General features: G+C 65.7%; 16 protein-coding genes and 1 tRNA gene. 10 read left to right on the top strand and 7 right to left on the bottom strand.

All coding sequences use genetic code 11. From position 1 onward, the window contains the following. Positions 1–47: 47 nt before the first annotated feature. Together ACO06X_RS07905 and ACO06X_RS07900 are read left to right on the top strand one after the other, a co-directional pair. Positions 48–1643 carry an isocitrate lyase gene (locus ACO06X_RS07905; RefSeq protein WP_421839380.1) on the top strand — a complete coding sequence of 532 codons (1596 nt, stop codon included), beginning with the start codon at positions 48–50 and terminating at the stop codon, positions 1641–1643. A gap of 23 nt (positions 1644–1666) precedes the next feature. Then, entirely contained in the window at positions 1667–1825 is a 159-nt protein-coding gene (locus ACO06X_RS07900) for a hypothetical protein (RefSeq protein WP_169793754.1), read from the top strand. 117 nt (positions 1826–1942) lie between these two features. On the opposite strand, the gene ACO06X_RS07895 is transcribed toward ACO06X_RS07900, so the two are convergent. Beyond that, on the bottom strand, positions 1943–3733 hold the full coding sequence (locus ACO06X_RS07895) for a DUF885 domain-containing protein (protein ID WP_421839379.1): 1791 nt from the start codon (positions 3731–3733) through the stop codon (positions 1943–1945). Between the two features lie 216 nt (positions 3734–3949). On the opposite strand from ACO06X_RS07895, the gene ACO06X_RS07890 reads away from it, so the two are divergent. Beyond that, positions 3950–4645, top strand: a complete 696-nt coding sequence (locus ACO06X_RS07890; protein ID WP_421839378.1) for a glutamine amidotransferase — start codon at positions 3950–3952, stop codon at positions 4643–4645. On the opposite strand, the gene ACO06X_RS07885 is transcribed toward ACO06X_RS07890, so the two are convergent. From ACO06X_RS07885 to ACO06X_RS07870, 4 genes are all read right to left on the bottom strand, one after another. Continuing rightward, complete coding sequence (locus ACO06X_RS07885) at positions 4642–5808, bottom strand: aminotransferase (protein ID WP_421839377.1); 1167 nt, start codon at positions 5806–5808, stop codon at positions 4642–4644. The two genes, ACO06X_RS07890 and ACO06X_RS07885, sit on opposite strands and share 4 nt — an antisense overlap. A 57-nt stretch (positions 5809–5865) precedes the next feature. Next, positions 5866–5940, bottom strand: a tRNA-Gln gene (locus tag ACO06X_RS07880). Between the two features lie 81 nt (positions 5941–6021). Continuing rightward, positions 6022–6867, bottom strand: coding sequence for a glutathione-dependent disulfide-bond oxidoreductase (yghU, locus tag ACO06X_RS07875; RefSeq protein ID WP_421839376.1), 846 nt, complete (start codon positions 6865–6867; stop codon positions 6022–6024). Between the two features lie 217 nt (positions 6868–7084). Further along, entirely contained in the window at positions 7085–7765 is a 681-nt protein-coding gene (locus ACO06X_RS07870) for an HAD-IA family hydrolase (RefSeq protein ID WP_421839375.1), read from the bottom strand. A gap of 59 nt (positions 7766–7824) precedes the next feature. Here ACO06X_RS07870 and glmU point away from each other — a divergent pair, with 59 nt between their 5' ends. From glmU to ACO06X_RS07855, 3 genes are read left to right on the top strand one after another with little or no spacing between them, the layout of a single operon-like run. After that, entirely contained in the window at positions 7825–9198 is a 1374-nt protein-coding gene (glmU, locus tag ACO06X_RS07865) for a bifunctional UDP-N-acetylglucosamine diphosphorylase/glucosamine-1-phosphate N-acetyltransferase GlmU (RefSeq protein ID WP_421839374.1), read from the top strand. A gap of 11 nt (positions 9199–9209) precedes the next feature. Continuing rightward, positions 9210–9653, top strand: coding sequence for an aminoglycoside 6'-N-acetyltransferase (aac(6'), locus tag ACO06X_RS07860; protein WP_421839373.1), 444 nt, complete (start codon positions 9210–9212; stop codon positions 9651–9653). Positions 9654–9655: 2 nt separating this feature from the next. Continuing rightward, positions 9656–10102 (top strand): DUF3291 domain-containing protein, encoded by a 447-nt coding sequence (locus ACO06X_RS07855; RefSeq protein WP_421839372.1) that lies wholly within the window; start codon positions 9656–9658, stop codon positions 10100–10102. On the opposite strand, the gene ACO06X_RS07850 is transcribed toward ACO06X_RS07855, so the two are convergent. Continuing rightward, positions 10099–10809 (bottom strand): glutathione S-transferase family protein, encoded by a 711-nt coding sequence (locus tag ACO06X_RS07850; protein ID WP_421839371.1) that lies wholly within the window; start codon positions 10807–10809, stop codon positions 10099–10101. The two genes, ACO06X_RS07855 and ACO06X_RS07850, sit on opposite strands and share 4 nt — an antisense overlap. Before the next feature lie 129 nt (positions 10810–10938). On the opposite strand from ACO06X_RS07850, the gene ACO06X_RS07845 reads away from it, so the two are divergent. The 4 genes from ACO06X_RS07845 to ACO06X_RS07830 are packed head-to-tail and all read left to right on the top strand — an operon-like array spanning position 10939 to position 14981. After that, positions 10939–11307, top strand: coding sequence for a ribbon-helix-helix protein, CopG family (locus tag ACO06X_RS07845; RefSeq protein ID WP_421839370.1), 369 nt, complete (start codon positions 10939–10941; stop codon positions 11305–11307). After that, complete coding sequence (locus ACO06X_RS07840; protein ID WP_421839369.1) at positions 11304–11684, top strand: PIN domain-containing protein; 381 nt, start codon at positions 11304–11306, stop codon at positions 11682–11684. The genes ACO06X_RS07845 and ACO06X_RS07840 overlap by 4 nt, the downstream gene beginning before the upstream one ends. Before the next feature lie 16 nt (positions 11685–11700). Next, positions 11701–13524, top strand: coding sequence for a glutamine--fructose-6-phosphate transaminase (isomerizing) (gene glmS, locus ACO06X_RS07835; RefSeq protein WP_421839368.1), 1824 nt, complete (start codon positions 11701–11703; stop codon positions 13522–13524). Further along, complete coding sequence (locus tag ACO06X_RS07830) at positions 13521–14981, top strand: ArnT family glycosyltransferase (protein WP_421839367.1); 1461 nt, start codon at positions 13521–13523, stop codon at positions 14979–14981. The genes glmS and ACO06X_RS07830 overlap by 4 nt, the downstream gene beginning before the upstream one ends. Positions 14982–14988: 7 nt before the next feature. Here the strand turns inward: ACO06X_RS07830 and ACO06X_RS07825 are convergent, their stop codons facing one another. Beyond that, positions 14989–15900 (bottom strand): homocysteine S-methyltransferase family protein, encoded by a 912-nt coding sequence (locus tag ACO06X_RS07825; protein ID WP_421839366.1) that lies wholly within the window; start codon positions 15898–15900, stop codon positions 14989–14991. Positions 15901–16106: the final 206 nt, after the last annotated feature.

Genomic DNA, 16106 nt, shown 5'->3' with positions numbered 1-16106 from the left:
GTCTAGCCGGGGTGCATCAAGCCTACCCCAGACAGGAAGCGAGACCCATGACCTATTCCCAGACCATCAACGAAGCCGCCAAGGCGATCGCGCCCTTCGGCAAGCCCTGGGACGGGATCGACGCCGCTTCGGTGGCGCGCATGCGTCTGCAGAACCGCTTCCAGACCGGGCTCGACATCGCGCGCTACACCGCCAAGATCATGCGCGCCGATATGGCCGCCTATGACGCCGATCCGGCCAAGTACACGCAGTCGCTCGGCTGCTGGCACGGGTTCATCGGCCAGCAGAAGATGATCTCCATCAAAAAGCACTTCGGCACGACAAAGGGCCGCTACCTCTACCTTTCGGGCTGGATGGTCGCCGCGCTGCGCAGCGAGTTCGGCCCGCTGCCTGACCAGTCGATGCACGAGAAGACCAGCGTTCCGGCGCTGATCGAGGAGCTCTACACGTTCCTGCGCCAGGCTGATGCGCGTGAGCTGGGCATGCTGTTCCGCGAACTCGATGCGGCGAAGGCTGCGGGGGACGCGGTCAACACGCACCGCCTGCTGCACAAGATCGACGAGTACCAGACCCACGTGGTGCCGATCATCGCGGATATCGACGCGGGCTTCGGCAATGCCGAGGCGACCTACCTTCTCGCCAAGAAGTTCATCGAAGCGGGCGCCTGCTGCATCCAGATCGAGAACCAGGTCTCGGACGAAAAGCAGTGCGGCCATCAGGACGGCAAGGTGACCGTGCCGCATGAGGACTTCCTCGCGAAGATCCGCGCTGTCCGCTACGCATTCATGGAACTGGGCGTTGATGACGGCGTCATCGTGGCGCGCACCGACAGCTTGGGCGCTGGCCTCACCAAGCAGATCGCGTTCGTGAAGGAGCCGGGCGACCTGGCGGACCAGTACAACGCGTTCCTCGATTGCGAGGAAGTCGATGCGGCCAATCTTGGCCACGGCGATGTGCTGATCGCCCGCGATGGCAAGCTGATGCGTCCCAAGCGCCTGCCTTCGAACCTCTTCCAGTTCCGCCCCGGCACGGGTGAGGACCGCTGCGTGCTCGATTGCATCGCATCCTTGCAGAACGGCGCGGACCTGCTCTGGATCGAGACCGAGAAGCCCCACATCGGCCAGATCGGCGGCATGGTGCGCCGCATCCGCGAAGTGATCCCGAACGCCAAGCTCGTCTACAACAACAGCCCCAGCTTCAACTGGACGCTGAACTTCCGCCAGCAGGTGTTCGATGCCTGGAATGCGGAAGGCAAGGACACCAGCGCCTATGATCGGGCGAAGCTGATGAGCGTGGACTACGACGGCACCGCGCTGGCGGACGAGGCCGACGAGCGCATCCGCACCTTCCAGCGCGATTCGGCGCGGGAAGCGGGGATCTTCCATCACCTCATCACGCTGCCGACCTACCACACTGCGGCGCTCAGCACCGACAATCTGGCGCGCGAATACTTCGGCGATGCGGGCATGCTGGGCTACGTCAAGAACGTCCAGCGCGAGGAGATCCGCCAGGGCATCGCCTGCGTGAAGCATCAGAACATGGCCGGGTCTGACCTTGGCGATGATCACAAGGAATACTTCGCCGGCGAGGCCGCGCTCAAAGCGGGCGGCGCACACAACACGATGAACCAGTTCGCAGCGTAAGCACCGAGCAGAGGAGCAGGACAATGGCTGAACCGACCCGGGCCCGTGCGGTCCTTTCCACCGAAGACTTCAAGCTGATCCGCGAGGCAGTGCTGCATTACCTCAAGGTGATCGAGGACCAGCCGGAATCGGTGAAGTTCTCGCACCTCTACCACCGGCTCGGGAGCGCAATGGGCCGGTAATTCGCCCCCGCGCCCCACACGATACTTTCCTGGGGAGGAAAGCTGGCCCGCCGTGCGACATATCGCGCGGCGGGCCTTTTTGCCTGTGTCGTGTCGTGTTGTGTCGTGTCGTGCCGGTCAGCGCCGCGCGGCGATCCAGGCATCGACCTTGGTTTCCAGAATCGAAAGCGGCATGCTGCCCGATCCGATCAGCAGATCATGGAACGAGCGGATGTCGAACTTCGCGCCCAGGTCGTGCTCGGCCTTGCGGCGCAGTTCCATGATCTTGAGCATGCCGATCTTGTAGCCGGTCGCCTGCCCCGGGAGCGTGATGTAGCGGCGCACTTCGGACCGGGCCTGATCGGGCGTGGCCCGGCCGCTTTCGATCATGTAGGCGACCGCCTTCTCCTCGTCCCAGCCAAGCGCATGGATACCGGTATCGACCACCAGCCGCGCCGCGCGAAACACCTCGGCATCGAGCCGCATGAAATCGCTGGCAACGTCGGGATAGGCGCCCATTTCCTTGCACAGCGCTTCCGCATAGAGGCCCCAGCCTTCGCCGAACGCGACATAGCGGGTGGCCTGGCGGAAGCGCGGCCCCGCAGTCTGGCCGATCTGGATATCGCCCTGCATGACGTGGCCCGGCACACCTTCGTGGCACATCAGGTCGATGATCGCATCGGGTGAGGGATCGCTGGTCTGGCCGAGCAGGTGGACATAGACGCGGCCCGGGCGCGAACCATCGGCGCTGGGCCCGGCCGCATGCGCTGCCCCGCCGGTCACTTCGCTGAACGAGGGTTCGCGCACCACTTCCATGGCCCGTGTCGGCAGGGTGCCGAAGAATTTGGGCAGCAGCGTGCGGTTGTGCGCGATCGCGGCATTGGCCTTCTGCAGATAATCAGCGCGCAGTGCGTCGGTCCATGGCTGGGGCGGGTTCTTGCGCGCCAGCTCGGCGTAGAACGCAAAACGATCCTTGAACCCGCCGGCCTGCGCGAGCTTGTCCTGCTCGCCCTCGATCCGCGTGACCTCGGCAAGACCGATCTGATGGATCTGCGCGGGCGTGAGATCGGTGGTGGTGTTGAGCCTGAGCGCGGCGGCGTACCAATCGGCACCGCCGGGCAGCGAAACCGCGCCGACCCGGCCGGAGGGTGCGGTTGGCAGGTCTTCCTTTGCCCAGGCGATCACCCGTTCATAGGCGGGCCGGATCGTCAGCAAGGCGGCGCGCGTATCGGCCAGCAAGGTATTCGCCTCTGCCGGGGTGACCTTGCCGCTGGCCTGCAACTTCTGAAGCTTGGCCTGCGCATCGGCCCACAGCGGCGAATCCTCGCCCGCGCCGAACGGGGCGCCGGAGATGATCGCACCGCTGCCGGAAATCACCCGCTCGATCTGGAAGCGCGGCGCCCGGACGCCGGCGGCATCGGCCGCGCGGCTCCGTCGGATCGCCTCGTCCAGCACCGCCGGAATGGCGCGCAGCCGCGCGGCATAGGCGCGCATGTCGTCTGCATCCTTGACCAAGTGCGTGTTGACCAGGAAATCGGGCAATTGCGAATGGAGCGAATAGAGGAAGGAATAGAACGGCGGCGTATAGGTGCGGAAGCGATAGGCCAGTTCGGCGCGCTCGAGCTCAAGCGCCCAGATGTCGTAGTTGGTCTGTCCTTCCGCCGTAAGCTTGCTGCGGTCAAACTGCGCCTTCATCTGCGTCACGCTGGCCCGGCGCCATTCGAGGCGTTGCAGCGCGGCCGCATCGCTGATGTCGTCCAACTGATCCTTGCCCACCTTGTCGCCGAGGTAGGTGGCGAGCTGGGGTTGTTGCCGCAGCTGCTCGGCGAAGGCCTGATCGAGGAAGGCATAGAGCCGGCCGGTTTCGCTTTGGGCCGGTACGGCGGGCGCTTGCGCCTGCGGTGTCTGCGCGGTGGCGGGGGCTGCCACAGATAGGGACAGCAGTAGGGTAAGGGCAACGCGGTTCGTGAAAGGCTTGCGCACATCGGGCTCCTTGGATGACGCCGAACGCTATCGCTTCGCAAGGCCGTAGCGAAGGGCTTTCTGCGCTGACCCCAAGCTGGGCTTTCATCGCCGCAAAATCCTCTCGTTGGCTTTAGTCTATCGTTTTAGTAGAAATAAACTTCCGACTCGGGAGCCGCATCGATGAAGACCGCGCTGATCATCCGCCATGTACCGCGTGAAGGCGTTGCCGGCTTCCGCGCGCCGATCGAGGCGGCGGGCTACGTGATCAACCGGGTGGATGTAATCGACCACGATTTTCACGCGCTGGACCTCGTCTCGCCCGATCTGGTGGTGATGATGGGCGGGCCGATGGGTGTCTACGAGCGCGAGGCGCATCCGTGGATTACCTGCCAATTGAAGCTGCTGGCGCGGCGGCTGGCGGCGGACCGGCCGACGCTGGGCGTTTGCTTCGGATCGCAGATGATCGCGGCGGCGCTGGGGGCAGATGTCTATGCCGGGCCGGTCAAGGAAATCGGATTCGCGCCGGTGACGATCCGCGACCGCGAGGGGCCGCTGCGCCATCTGGCGGAGGTGCCGGTGCTGCATTGGCACGGCGATACGTTCACCCTGCCCGATGGAGCGGAGCTGCTGGCTTCGAGTCCGCTCTATCCGCATCAGGCGTTCCGCAAGGGGCGCAACGTGCTGGCACTGCAGTTCCATGCCGAGATGGGCGAGGACGAGCGCTTCGAGGACTGGATCGCGCAGGACATGGATTACCTGACTGCCGCCGGGAAGTGCCCGAACGAACTGCGCACAGATCATGCGGCGCATGGGCCGGGCGCAGTTGCCGCCGGGCGGGCGATGATCGCGGAGTGGCTGGCGGGACTTGCCGCCTAAAGACTTTCGCGCCAGCGGCTGAGGCGCGCAATGGCATCCTCCAGCATCGCAGGCGGCTTGCAGTGGCACAGGCGCACGATGGTGGTGGGGCCACCTTCCCCTTCCCAGAGCGCGGAGAGCGGGATCGAGGCGACCCCCGCCTCGCGCACCGCGCGTTCGCTGAAAGTGCGGTCGTCAAGCGCGATACCGCTGGCGGGCAGGTCGATGCAGGCGAACCAGGTGGCCTTGCTAGCGAGCACGGCAAAGCCCGCGCGCTTCAGGCCTTCGATGAGGACGGCGCGCGAGGCGGACCATTCGGCATGGAGCGCCCCGGTGATCGCGGGATCGGCGAGGCCTTCGGCGGCGGCCCATTGCAGCATCGGCGGGGTGGTGAAGGTGAGGAACTGGTGCGCCTTGCCCAGCACTGCGGCGAGCGCGGCATCGCCGACCATCCAGCCGACCTTCCAGCCCGTCGCGCCGAAGATCTTCCCGGCCGAGCCGATCTTGATCGTGCGCTGCGCCATGCCGGGCTCGGCCAGCAGCGATTGGTGCGCACGGCCATCGAAGCGCACGGCTTCCCACACTTCGTCGCAGATGGCGACGAGATCGTGCTCGCAGGCGATCCGGGCGAGGAGGGCGAGTTCCTCCCCGCTCGCGACCGAGCCGGTGGGATTGAGCGGATCATTGAGGATCAGGGCGCGGGTGCGCGGGCTTATCGCAGCGCGGATCGCGGCTTCGTCATAATGCCAGCCCGGCGGGCTTAGCGGCACGAACACCGGCACACCGCCAGCACGGCGGACCAGTGGGGCATAGGCATCGTAGGCGGGCGAGAAGAGGAGCACTTCATCGCCTGCCCCGACGACGGCAAGGATCGCGGCGGCAATCGCTTCGGTCGCGCCCGAAGTGACGACGATTTGCTCGCGCGCAAGGGCAAGGCCCTGGGTCCGCGCGTAGAATCCGGCGACCGCATCGCGCAGTTCGGGCACGCCCATGCTCGGCGGGTACTGCTGCGAGCGGGTTTCCATCGCGCGCATCGCGGCAGTGGTGAGCGCGGCGGGCGGCGGCGTATCGGGAAAGCCCTGGCCCAGATTGATCGCGCCGAGGCTGCGGGCAAGGCCCGACATGTGCTCGAACACGGTAACGGGCATTTCGGCGTAGATGGGATTGAGGCGAAGATCGGTCATCGCGCTCCACGCTAGCGCTGCGGTGGCAGCCTGCCCAGCCCCGTCTCGACAGGAAGCTGGCTGGGGCGGGAGGATTCGAACCTCCGAATGCCGGTACCAAAAACCGGTGCCTTACCACTTGGCGACGCCCCAGCGGGAAGGCGCGCTTATAGCGGCGCGTTCATGAATGAAAAGGGGCGGATGGGGCAGGATTTCGCCCCATCCGCCGGACCGTCAGAGCGTCCCTTCCGGCAGCGACGCGAAATCGGCGGCGCTGTGGCGTTCGGGCAGGCCATTGGGGCGATTGACCAGCTTGCCGCGCTTCACCGCGGGGCGGGCGTCGATCTCGGCAACCCAGCGGCCGACTGCTTCGTATTCGTGCATCGAAAGGAAGGTCGCCGCATCGCCATAAGCATCGCCGCGATAGATATTGCCGAGCCAGGGATGGGTGGCGATATCGGCGATGGTGTATTCATCACCGGCGAGGAAACGGGTTTTCTTGAGCTGGTTGTTGGCGACATCGAACAGGCGCTTGGTTTCCATCGCATAGCGATCGATCGCATATTCGATCTTGAACGGGGCATAGGCGTAGAAGTGGCCGAAGCCGCCGCCCATGAACGGGGCCGAGCCGACCTGCCAGAACAGCCACGAGAGCACTTCGGCGCGGGCGGGGCCTTCCTTGGGCAGGAAGTGGCCGAACTTTTCGGCAAGGTGGACCAGCATCGCGCCCGATTCGAACAGGCGGAAGGGTTCGGGGCCGCTCTTGTCGAGCATCGCGGGAATCTTGGAATTGGGATTGAGATCGGTAAAGCCGCTGCCGAACTGGTCGCCTTCGAAGATCTTGATCAGCCAGGCATCATATTCCGCAGCCGTAATGCCAAGCTCGAGCAATTCCTCGAGCAGGATCGTGACCTTCTGGCCATTGGGCGTGCCGAGCGAGTAGAGTTGGAAGGGGTGCTCGCCGACCGGCAACTCCACTTCCTTCTGCGCACCGGCAGTGGGGCGGTTGACGCCGGCAAAGGCGCCGCCGTTCTCCTTGTTCCAGGTCCAGACTTTGGGCGGCACGTATTCTTCGGACATCGGGATCTCCTTGCGGGAAGTTTTGCTTGCCCCAAGAGTGGCGCTGCCGCGCGCGGATGGCAAGGCGCAGGGGCCGCGCAGATATTCTGCTCGCGCCCCACCTTTTTCTATCGCGAGGTTCGAGGCGGCAGCCAAAAAATAGGGACAGTCCCTATTTTAATTCAGAGGTAAGCAGGAGGTAATCTACTAAAATATAATTTAAAAATGGGGACTGTCCCTATTTTTTGAGCGCAATCCGCGTCAGTGTCGGGACCAATTCGTCGAAATGGTCAATCACCGCGTCCGCGCCGAGTTCATCGGCGGGCAGATCGTTGAAGCCGAAGCGGACCGCGACGACGGGCAGATTGGCGGCGCGTGCCGCGCCCACATCGAAGGTGGTATCGCCGACAAAGGCGGCGCGGCCACCACCGCAGCGAGCGACCATTTCATGGAGCATGTCGGGCGCAGGCTTGGCGCGGCCGGGGCCGAGCGTATCGCCGCCGATGATTGTGGCGAAGCGGGAGGTGAGGCCAAGCTCGTCGAACAGGCGGCGGGCAAGGTCTTCGCGCTTGTTGGTGGCAATGGCGAGGTGGACGCCGCGTGCGGCCAACGCTTCCAGCATGGCCTCGCCGCCGGGGAACAGCGCGGTGTGGCGGGCGATGTTATCGGCGTAGAAGGCAAGGAGCCGCTCCTGCAACGCGGGAAAATCGATGCCATCCAGCCCGCCGCTGACGGTGAGCGCGTTGTGCAGAAGCTGTGCGCTGCCGCCGCCGATGTAGCGCCGTGCCTCGTCCAGCGGGACGAGCGGGCGGCCGACATGGGCAAGCGCATGGTTGAGCGCATGACCGATGTCGTAAGCCGTATCGAGCAGCGTGCCATCGAGGTCGAAGCCGACGATCTGGAAGGGAAAATCCGTCATGCCGCGCTCCGTGGCGGCGCGTTCTGGAAACTGCAAGCAAATGCTGGCAAGGAACGCGCATGACTGACGCCTCCTCCCCGCCTGAACACCCATTGGCTCTTGTTGTCCTCGCCGCCGGCAAGGGCACCCGCATGAAAAGCGACCTGCACAAGGTGCTGCACCCGATCGCCGGGCGGCCCATGCTGATGCACCTGCTTGCGAGCGCCGATGCGCTGGACCCGGCGCGCAAGGTCGTGGTGGTCGGCGCGGGGCGCGAACAGCTGGCGGCGGCGCTGGGCGACAGCGCGGAGCTGGCGGTGCAGGATCCACAGCTCGGCACCGGCCATGCCGTCCAGCAGGCGGAGAGCGCGCTTGCCGGGTTCGCGGGGGATGTGCTGATCCTCTATGGCGATGTGCCGTTCGTGCGCACGGAAACGATGCGGGCGATGCTGGAACGGCTGCATGGGCCGGACAATCCGGCAGTCGTGGTGCTGGCCTTCGAGCCTGAGGATGCGCTGCAATATGGCCGGGTGATCGCCGAGAACGGCGTCGTCACCAAGATGGTCGAGCACAAGGATGCGAGCGCCGAGGAGCGCGCCTGCCGCCTGTGCAATTCTGGCCTGATGGCGGTGCGCGGGGAGGAGCTCTTTGCGCTGCTGGCGCGCGTGGGCAACGACAACGCGCAAGGCGAATACTACCTCACCGATATCGTCAACGTGGCCAATTCCGACGGGCGGGTGTGCGCGGTGGTGGTGACGGACGATCCGGACGAAGTGGCGGGGATCAACAGCCGCGCCGAACTCGCCGAGGCGGAAGGACGCTGGCAGAAGAAGCGGCGGTTGCAGGCGATGGCCGATGGCGCCAGCCTCGTCGCGCCCGAGACGGTGTGGTTTTCGTGGGATACCGTGCTTGGCCGCGATGTGACGGTGGAACAGAACGTGGTGTTCGGCCCGGGCGTGACAGTGGCGGACGGCGTGGTGATCCACGCTTTCTGCCATATCGAAGGCGCGCGGCTGGAAAGCGGTGTTTCAGTTGGGCCCTTCGCGCGGCTGCGCCCCGGCGCGGTGCTGGAAGAAAAGGCGCGCGTCGGCAATTTCGTCGAAGTGAAGAACGCGGTGCTCCATGCCGGCGCCAAGGCCAATCACCTGACCTATCTGGGCGATGCCGATGTGGGCGCAGGCGCGAACATCGGTGCGGGCACGATCACCTGCAATTATGATGGCTACTTCAAGTATCGCACCGTTATCGGCGAGCGTGCCTTCATCGGATCGAACTCCGCGCTGATCGCGCCGGTGAAGATCGGGGCGGACGCCATCGTGGCGGCGGGCAGTGCGGTGAGCCGCGACGTGGCTGACGGCGAATTGCGGCTGGTCCGCGCCGAACAACTGGTCAAGCCCGGCTGGGCCGACCGCTTCCACGACGCGATGAAGCGCAAGAAGGCGGAGCGGAAGTAGAGGGGGCGCAAATGATCACCGTAGTCCCGGCAGCCGAGGAGCATCTCGAAGGCTGGGCCACGCTGCGGCACTTGCTGTGGGATGAGTCTTCGCAAGCGGAGCACTGCGCAGAAGCCGAGGAACAACTGGCCGAGCCGGAGCGGTTCCTCAATCTGGTTGCGCTCGATGGCGCAGCAGTCGTCGGCTTTGCCGAAGCGTCGATCCGCCACGAGTACGTGAACGGCTGCGAGGATTCCCCGGTGCTGTTCCTCGAAGGCATCTGCGTCGCGCCGGAAGCGAGGCGGCAGGGCCTCGCGCGACGGCTGGTTGCGGCCGTGGCGGACTGGGGCCGGGCACAGGGGTGCCGCGAATTCGCTTCCGATACCTGGCATGACGACACCGAAAGCCATGCCTTCCATCTCGCCGCCGGTTTTGCCGAGACCGAGCGGGTGGTCTATTTCCGGCAGGAGCTCTGATCGTGCCTATCGCCCAGCTCAATGTTGCCCGCTTCCGCCGCCCGAAGGCCGATCCCGCCAACCAGCCCTTCATGGACGCGCTCGATCACGTTAACGCGCAGGCCGATGTGGCGGATGGCTTTATCTGGCGGCTGGTGGGTGAGGGCGATGCCAACGATGCCACCGCGATCGAGGCCGTGGCGGGGGATGCCGATTTCATCGTCAACCTCTCGGTCTGGCGTGATGTGCCCTCGCTGGAGGCCTTTGCCTATCGCCAGGCCGATCACCGCAGCGTTCTGGCGCGGCGGGCCGAATGGTTCGATCCGATGGAGCCTTCGTTGGCGCTGTGGGAAGTTCCCGAAGGGCATATCCCGAGCGTGGCTGAAGCGCTGGATAAGCTCGCCGAACTGGGCCGTGACGGACCGGGCGCGGCGGTGTTCACCTTCCGCTGGTGGCGCGAGAACCGCTAGTAGTACCGCGCCGCAAACCGGTCGATGAAGGCGACGAGGTTCGGCGTCTGGCCGATGGCGCGGCGGACCTCGCTTTCGAACGGGGCGCGCCAGATGTTGACGAGCTGGGCGTAGACCACCGCGTCGGTCGAGCTGGGCTCGGCGCCGAAGAACCAGTCCGACGCGCCGAGGATATCGGAAAGCGCATTGACGTCGCGGCGGCCGATGGCGGCGATTTCCGCAGCGCTGTGGATGCCCATGCCGTGGCCTTCAAGCTGCTTCTTCACTCCGCGCCGGGCGATGGGGCCGAGCACGCGGCGTAGCGGCACGGCGAGGCCGCCGAGCACGACATCGCGGAACTGGCGCCAGTTGGCCTCGTTCATCCAGCGATCATGGACCATCGTCCAGTAGAGATTTTCGTCGATCAGCCGCTGGATCGCCACCGCCGTGCCGCGCAGGGCGGGGGTCAGGTGGGCATCGGGATTGACACCGAACCGCTCGGCAAGGTGCGCGATGATGAAGGTCGAATCGCCCAGTTTCTGGCCATCGAGTTCGATCCACGGGGCCTTGCCCTTGGGGCCAGCAAAGGGCGTGGCTGCAGTCATGCTCTCGTGCGGGATGCCGGTCATGCGCAGCCATGCGTCGAGCTTGAGGCAGAACGGGCTGACGGTGGGCAGGCCCCAAGCCCCGGGCAGGTGATAGACCTTGAGGGTGGACGTAGCGGCCATCGTGGGTTCCCCTTCCCGCATCGGCTGTACCGACTTGTTTACGTCTGAAGACTATAGGGGATCGGGGCGGAGACAAGCCCCGACCAATCCGCTTGACATGATATCATGATATGATATCGCAATATCACTATGACGCGCATCCTTGCCGACCTGCCTGATGAAGACATCCGTTGGCTCGATGCCCGCGCGGCCGAGCAGGGAAAGTCGCGCGCCTCGGTGCTGCGCGATGCGGTGGCTACCTACAAGGCGCAGGCCGCGTCTCCGGGCACGGACTGGATCGATCTGGGTTTCGGTCTGTGGAAGGATCGCACCGATATCGGCGATTCCGTCGAATGGCAGCGGCGCGAGCGAGCATCGTGGACGCGCCCCTGGGATGACGACTACGAGGCGACCAAGGCGGAGTTTCCGGACCTGTTCGATGCCGAAGACGATCGCCAGCGCGCTGTCTATCTCGCCATGCGCCATGCTGCAGCCTCGCCGGAAGATGACGCCGCGTGAGTGACTATGCGTTCGATGCCAACATCGTGATCGATGCACTGCTCGGCTATGATCGCGCGCGGGCCGAGCTCAAGCGCGCGGCCTCGGCGGGACGGCGGCTGTGGCTCAGCCGCTTGGCCTGGGTGGAGATTCTCTCGAAAGGCGAAGGCCAGACCCTGCGCGAGACCGAAGCATTCCTTGACCGGTTCGCGATTGACGAAATCGATGTGGAGATCGCGTCGCGCGCAGCAGCCTTGCGGCGCGAACGGCCGCGTTTGAAATCGCCGGACGCGATCATCCTTGCCACCGCACTCACCCGCGGCCGCGTCCTTGTCACCCGCAACACCAAGGATTTCCCGGCCGAGATGCCCGGCATCCGCGTCCCCTATACTCTCTAGACGAAGGCACCTCCCCATGTGCGGAATTATCGGAATTGTCGGCAAGGAACAGGTCGCGGACCGGCTGGTCGATGGCCTGCGCCGCATGGAATACCGGGGCTATGACAGCGCGGGTATCTGCCTTGTCGCCGATGGCCAGCTGGTGCGCCGCCGGGCCGAGGGCAAGCTGAACAACCTCGTTCTCGAACTGGCCCGCCATCCGGCCGCAGGCCACATCGGCATTGCCCACACCCGCTGGGCCACCCACGGCGCGCCGACGACCAGCAACGCCCACCCGCACGCGACGGACGAAGTGGCGCTGGTACACAACGGGATCATCGAAAACTTCAAGCCGCTGCGCGATGCCCTGATCGCGCGCGGTCGCAAGTTCGAGAGCGAGACCGACACCGAAGTCGTCGCGCACCTCGTTTCGGAACAGGTCGAGGCCGGCCATTCGCCGCAGGACGCGGTGAAGGCCGTGCTGCCCACGCTGCGCGGCGCTTTTGCGCTGGCGATTGCCTTCCGCCTGCACGACGACATGCTGATCGGCGCGCGGCTCGGCTCGCCGCTGGTGGTGGGCTATGGCGAGGGCGAGACCTATCTGGGGTCCGATGCGCTGGCGCTGGCTCCGCTGACCCAGCGGATCACCTATCTGGAAGAGGGCGACTGGGTGGTGATCACGCGTGAGGGCGCGACGATCTACGACGTGAACAACAACCTCGTGACGCGGCCTATCGTGGCTTCGGGCGCGACAGCGGCGGCGATCGAGAAGGGCGAGTTTCGCCACTTCATGCAGAAGGAAATCTTCGAACAGCCGACCGTGGTGGCGCAGACCCTGCGCAGCTACTTGCGCCGGATCGACCAGACCGTGGCGCTGCCGCAGATCGATTTCGACCTTTCGAGCATCAGCCGCGTGACCATCGTCGCCTGCGGAACGAGCTTCTATGCGGGGATGGTCGCGAAGTACTGGTTCGAGCAGTTTGCGCGCCTGCCGGTCGATATCGATGTGGCGAGCGAGTTCCGCTACCGCGATCCCGTGCTCGAAAAAGGGGGACTGTCCCTATTTATCTCGCAGAGCGGCGAGACGGCGGACACGCTGGCCGCGCTGCGCCATTGCAAGGCGGAAGGGCAGACCATCGCAGTGGTAGTCAACGTGCCGACCAGTTCGATGGCCCGCGAGGCGGACCTGCTGCTGCCGACCCACGCCGGGCCGGAAATCGGCGTCGCCTCGACCAAGGCGTTTACCTGCCAGCTGGCCGTTCTGGCCGCGCTGGCTGCGCATCTGGCGGTCAAGCGCGGGCGGCTGACGCGCGAGGAAGAAGCCGATATCGTCAACCAGCTGGCCGAGACGCCCGCTGCTCTGAACGCCGCGCTCAGCCATGACGACGAGATCGCGGCCATGGCCCACCTCATCGCCCCGGCGCGCGACGTGCTCTATCTGGGCCGCGGGCCGGACTATCCGCTGGCGCTGGAAGGCGCGCTGAAGCTTAAGGAAATCAGCTACATCCATGCCGAAGGCTATGCCTCGGGCGAAATGAAGCACGGGCCGATCGCGCTGATCGACGAGGCCGTGCCGGTGATCGTGCTCGCGCCTTCGGGGCCGTTGTTCGAGAAGACCGTGAGCAACATGCAGGAAGTGCGCGCGCGCGGCGGCAAGGTCGTGCTGATTTCGGATGCGGCGGGGATCGAGGAAGCGGGCGAGGGCTGCCTCGCCACGATCGAGATGCCGCGCGTCCACCCGCTGATCGCGCCGCTGGTCTATGCCGTGCCGGTGCAGCTGCTGGCCTATCACGTGGCCGTGGCGAAGGGGACCGATGTGGACCAGCCGCGCAATCTGGCGAAGTCGGTCACCGTCGAATGACCACGAGGGCCGGCCCTTTCGTTCGCGAACTGCCGGTCCTGCTGTTCATCGCCGCGTCCTCGCTGCTGATCCGCATCTGGTGGATGGACAATCCGGTCGTCGATCACGACGAGCAGTTCTATTCCTACGTCGCCACTGCCATGCTCGATGGGCAGGTGCCCTATGTCGACATCTGGGATCGCAAGCCGGTCGGCCTGTTCCTGCTGTATGAGGGCGCGCATGCGCTGCTCGGGCGCGGGGCCTTCGCCTATCTCGCCATGGCCAACCTGTTTGCCTGCATCGGGGCCTGGCTCGCCTATCGCATGACGGCAGTGCTGGCCGACCGCCGCACTGGCTGGGTCGCAGCGCTGCTCTACCTCCTTGCGATGACCGTGTTCGGATGCCGCGGCGCGCAGAGCGAGCTGCTGTTCACGCCGTTCTGCATGGGCATGATGTACCTTGCGATGGTCTATCCGGGTTCGCTGCGGGCGATGATGCTGGCCATGCTGCTGGGCGGGTTCGCGCTCCAGATCAAGTATACCGCCGCGCCGTTCTGTGCGGTGTTTGCCGCGTTCGTGCTGGTGGAGGACTATCGCCGGCTCCGCGCGGTGCTGCCGGTGTTGCGGCGGGCTTGCCTCTATGCGCTGGCGGGCCTTGCGCCCACGATCGCGATCGGCGCGTGGTATGCGGCTGCGGGCCATTGGGATGACTTCATCTACGCCAACTTCGTCTCGATCTTCGAACGCAAGACGAGCATCGGACGGTTTCATCCCAAGACCCTGACGGTGATCGCGCCGTTCCTGCTGATGATCGCAGCCGGGGTCTGGGCAAGGTTCCGGCTTGGCCAGACCTATCCGCGCCGGGCCAGTGCCCTCGTCGTGGTGATGACGGTGGGGGCGCTCGCCTCGATCTACTTTCCGAGCAATGTGCTGGCCTACTACTACGCCTTCCTTGCCCCGTTCGCCGTGCTGCTGGCGGCGCCGTTCTACGATCTGCGCCAGCGCGCTGGCTGGTTTGGTGCGGCGGTGCTGGTCGGGGCGCTTGTCGTCGTGGGTAACTTTCCGCAGAACATCGCTGCCGGTCGCACTGATGTGGCGCAGTTCCACGCCATGGTCGAGCGGATCAAGGCGGGCGGCCCGAGCCGCACGCTTTATGTCTTTTCCGGGCCGACGGCGGCCTATGCGTCCACGGACACGCGCCCGATTGCAAGGTATCCCTTCCCGTTCCACAGCGCTGAATACATGGAGCACGGCGCGGTGGGGTGGCCGCAGGAGCAGATCGTCGCCGAGTTCCTTGCAAAGCGCCCGATGTTCATCCTGACGCGGTCCGACCTGAGCATCTACGCGACCTCGTTCACGGCACCGACGGTGATGAATGAGGCTCGCGCCCACTACACGCCGGTCGGGGAATACCTGATCCTGGGGGACGGGCTGACCTTGTGGCAACGGCGGCCCGAGCCTGCGCCGGGCGCGAACTGACCGCCGGTCAGGCCTCGCCCGCGCTCGCCCGCAACGCTGCGATGTGCTCCGGCCCGATCCCGCAGCACCCCCCGAGAATCGAGGCGCCGGCTGCGTGCCACGCCGCGGCGAAGCGGCCATAACCGTCCGGCGTCAGGTCCTCGCGGATGGGCGTAAGGCCGCTGTTGGCTTCGGCATCGGCGGCCATGGGCGGGAAGGCATTGGCATAGACGCCGATGCGGATGGGGCTGTCAGGCCCCAGCTCTGCATGCGCGGCGCGCACGGCGGCTTCCATCACTTCGGGCTGGCTGCAATTGAACAGCAGCGCCGCCGCGCCGATCTCCTGCGCAAGGCGGGCGGCTTCGGCCACGCTCTCACCTGAGCGCAAGACCGGCTCGGCGGTCGGCTGCCCATCCTCCAGCGTGAACGAGAGCCACAGCGGCTTGGCCGTGGGCGCGGTGAGCGAGGCGGCCAGCCGCGCTTCGACGAGCGAGGACAGGGTCTCCGCAAGCCAGTGGTCGATGCTGGGCGCGAGCGCTGCGACGAGGACTTCGAGCACCGGGCGGGCACGGTCGAGATCGACGAGATCGGGGCGGTAGGACCCGCAGATGGGCGGCAGCGATCCCGCGACATGCACCTTTCGTCCCGTGGACTCTTGTGCTGAATCAGCGACTTCGCGCGCCAGCTGTCCGGCGAGGGCCGTGAGCGCGGCGCCCTGCTCGGCAAAGCGTTGCTCGCCGATATGGAAGGGGACGATGGCATAGGAATTGGTCGTGATCACGTCCGCTCCGGCCGCTACATAAGCACGGTGGACGGCGCTGACGAACTGCGGCCCCTCGATCAGTGCGAGCGCCGACCATTCGGGCTGACGAAAAGGCGCTCCGCTGCGGGCAAGTTCGCGGCCGGTGCCGCCATCGAGGATCAGGAGGGGGGCATTCATGGTCGGGACGAAACTCGCGCTAAGGGTGGCCTGCAGGCGCTAGCACGGTGCCAGGCAAAGCGGCAGGTGCAAGCTGCAGGTACCGCAGCCAGAAGGTAAAAAATGTGCCAGGCCATTCGTTACGGAACGGGCTTGTGCCCGTAGTTTCAGGCGCCTGAAAAACAGCCGGAACGGCGGAGCCTGCAGCGGAGCGCTCCGCGCGCTTA

The sequence above is a fragment of the Novosphingobium sp. genome (assembly GCF_965229225.1).
Taxonomy (GTDB): Bacteria; Pseudomonadota; Alphaproteobacteria; order Sphingomonadales; family Sphingomonadaceae; genus Novosphingobium.
This window is presented reverse-complemented; position numbering and strand designations above follow the sequence as displayed.